Source organism: Kitasatospora sp. NPDC001527 (assembly GCF_040298605.1).
Lineage (GTDB): Bacteria > Actinomycetota > Actinomycetes > Streptomycetales > Streptomycetaceae > Kitasatospora.
This window is the reverse complement of sequence record NZ_JBEPAM010000120.1, coordinates 1-2507: the sequence shown is the minus strand read 5'-3', so window position 1 is coordinate 2507 and position 2507 is coordinate 1. Positions and strand designations below refer to the sequence as shown.

General features: G+C 77.1%; 2 protein-coding genes. Both read right to left on the bottom strand.

The annotated features are described in order from the left end of the window. The coding region (locus ABT238_RS38685; protein ID WP_350807390.1) for a beta-ketoacyl synthase N-terminal-like domain-containing protein at window positions 1–1139 on the bottom strand (1139 nt) is incomplete at its 3' end. Between the two features lie 45 nt (window positions 1140–1184). Continuing rightward, window positions 1185–2507: beta-ketoacyl reductase (locus ABT238_RS38680; protein WP_350807387.1), on the bottom strand; the 1323-nt coding region annotated here is incomplete at its 5' end.

The following is a 2507-nucleotide window of genomic DNA, read 5'->3' as shown; positions in this document are numbered from 1 at the left end:
TCACCGGCCCGCTCACGCCCGTACGTCGCCAGCAGCGCCTGCGCCTCGATCGGGTCACCCAGCGTCGTCCCCGTGCCGTGCGCCTCCACCACGTCCACCTCGTCCGTGGAGAGCCCCGCGTTCACCAGGGCCTGGCGGATCACCCGCTCCTGCGACGGGCCGTTCGGCGCGGACAGGCCGTTGGACGCGCCGTCCTGGTTCACCGCCGAGCCGCGCACCACCGCGAGCACGGGATGCCCGTTGCGCACCGCGTCCGACAGCCGTTCCAGCAGCAGCAGGCCCACGCCCTCGCCCCAGCCGGTCCCGTCCGCCGCCGCCGCGAACGGCTTGCACCGCCCGTCCGCCGCCAGACCGTTCTGCCGGGAGAACTCCACGAAGGCGGTCGGCCGGGCCATCACGGTCACGCCGCCGGCCAGCGCCAGGTCGCAGTCCCCCGCCCGCAGCGCCTGCGCCGCCGTGTGCAGGGCGACCAGGGACGAGGAGCAGGCGGTGTCCAGGGTCACCGCCGGGCCCTCCAGGCCGAGCACGTAGGAGACCCGGCCGGAGACCACGGACATCGAGCCGCCGGTCACCCGGTGGCCCGCCACCGCCGGGGCGGCGTCCGGCCGGCCACCGCCGTAGCCGAGCGCGGAGGCGCCGACGAAGACGCCGGTCCGGCTGCGCCGCAGCGAGAGCGGGTCGATGCCGGCGCGCTCCACGGTCTCCCAGGCGGTCTCCAGCAGCAGGCGCTGCTGCGGGTCCATCGCCAGCGCCTCGAAGGGCGAGATGCCGAAGAAGTCCGCGTCGAACTCGGCGGCCTCGTAGACGAATCCGCCCTGCCGGGTGGCGGAGCCGGCGGCGTCGTCCCCCTCGGGCCCGGTCGCCCAGCCCCGGTCGGCCGGGAAGGCGCCGATCGCGTCGGTGCCCTCCGTCACCAGGTGCCACAGGTCCTCGGCGGAGCGGACCCCGCCGGGCAGCCGGCAGCCGGTCGCGACGATCGCGATCGGCTCCCGGCCGGCCTGTTCGGCCTCCCGCAGCCGCTGTTTGGTCTCGCGCAGGTCCGTGGCGGTCATCCGCAGGAAGTGGCGGAGCTTCTCCTCGTTCGACCCGGACCCGTTGTACGGGTTCGGCGCGCCGGGCGCGGTGGCCTCGGTCGACATGTGTGCACCCCTGTTCGGTTCGAGAAATCCGGTGTGAACGGCTGCTCAGGAGATCCCGAACTCCTCCCCGAGGATGTCGAACATCTCGTCGTCGGTGGCGGTGCGCAGATCGCGCCCGGCGTCGGCCGACGGGCGCGGCCCGCCGCGCAGCCGGTCCGCCAGCTCGGTCAGCCGGTCGGCGACGCGGTCACGGTCCGCGGCGCCGGACAGCGCCGCCAGGCCGGCCTCCAGCCGGTCCAGCTCGTCGAGCGCCGAGACGTTCCGGGTGGTGTCGTCGAACAGTTCGGCGCCGAGGTGGGCGGCCAGCGCCTGCGCCGTCGGGTGGTCGAAGACCAGCGTGGTCGGCAGCTCAAGCCCGGTGGCCGCGACCAGCCGGTTGCGCAGACCGACGGCGGCCAGCGAGTCGAACCCGAGGTCGCGGAACGGCCGTTCGGGCTCGATCTCGGCCGGATCGGCGTGGCCCAGCTGGGCGGCGACCTCGGCGCACACCAGGGTGACGAACTCGGCGTGCCGGTCGTCGGCGGACAGCCCGGTGAGGCGCTCGCGCAGCAGCTCGGGCGCCCGGGCGCCGCCGCCCGGCTCCGGCTCGGCCGGCGCCGGGGCCTCGGCCGCGACCAGCTCCGCGATCAGGGGGCGCGGGCGGGCGGCGGTGTAGCCGACGGCGAAGCGCGGCCAGTCGAGGTCGGCGACGGTCACCCGCTCCAGGTCCTCCTCCACGGCCTGGCGCAGCGCTTCGAGGGCGAGCTCCGGGTCCATCGCCGTCACCCCGATCCGGTCGAGCGCCGCCGAGACGGCCTCGCCGTCCGACATCCCGCCGCCCGCCCAGCGGCCCCAGGCGACGGCGGTGGCGGCCCGGCCCTCGCCCCGGCGCCGGGCGGCGAGGGCGTCGAGGCAGGCGTTGGCCGCCGCGTAGGCGCCCTGGCCGGCTCCGCCCCACACCCCGGCACCCGAGGTGAAGAGCACGAAGGTCCCGGCTTCGTCGGCGCGCAGCAGTTCGTCCAGCGCGAGGGCGCCGCCGACCTTGGCGGCGACCGCCTCGGCGATGGACGCGCGGGTCATCCGGTCGAGCGGCCCGCCGACCTCGGCGCCCGCCGCGTGGACCACGGTGTCCACCCGCAGTCCCCGGCCGCGCAGGTCGGCCAGCAGGGCGGCGAGGGCCTCGCGGTCACTGACGTCGCAGGCGGCGATCTCCACCTCGGCGCCGGCCGCCGACAGCTCCTCGCGCAGCTCCGCGGCCCCCGGTGCGGCCTCGCCGCGCCGGCCGGCCAGCACGAGGTGCTCCACCCCGCCGCGGACCAGCCACCGGGCGACGTGCCCGCCGAGCGCCCCGGTGCCGCCGGTGACCAGCGCGGTGCGCCCGGGGTGCCA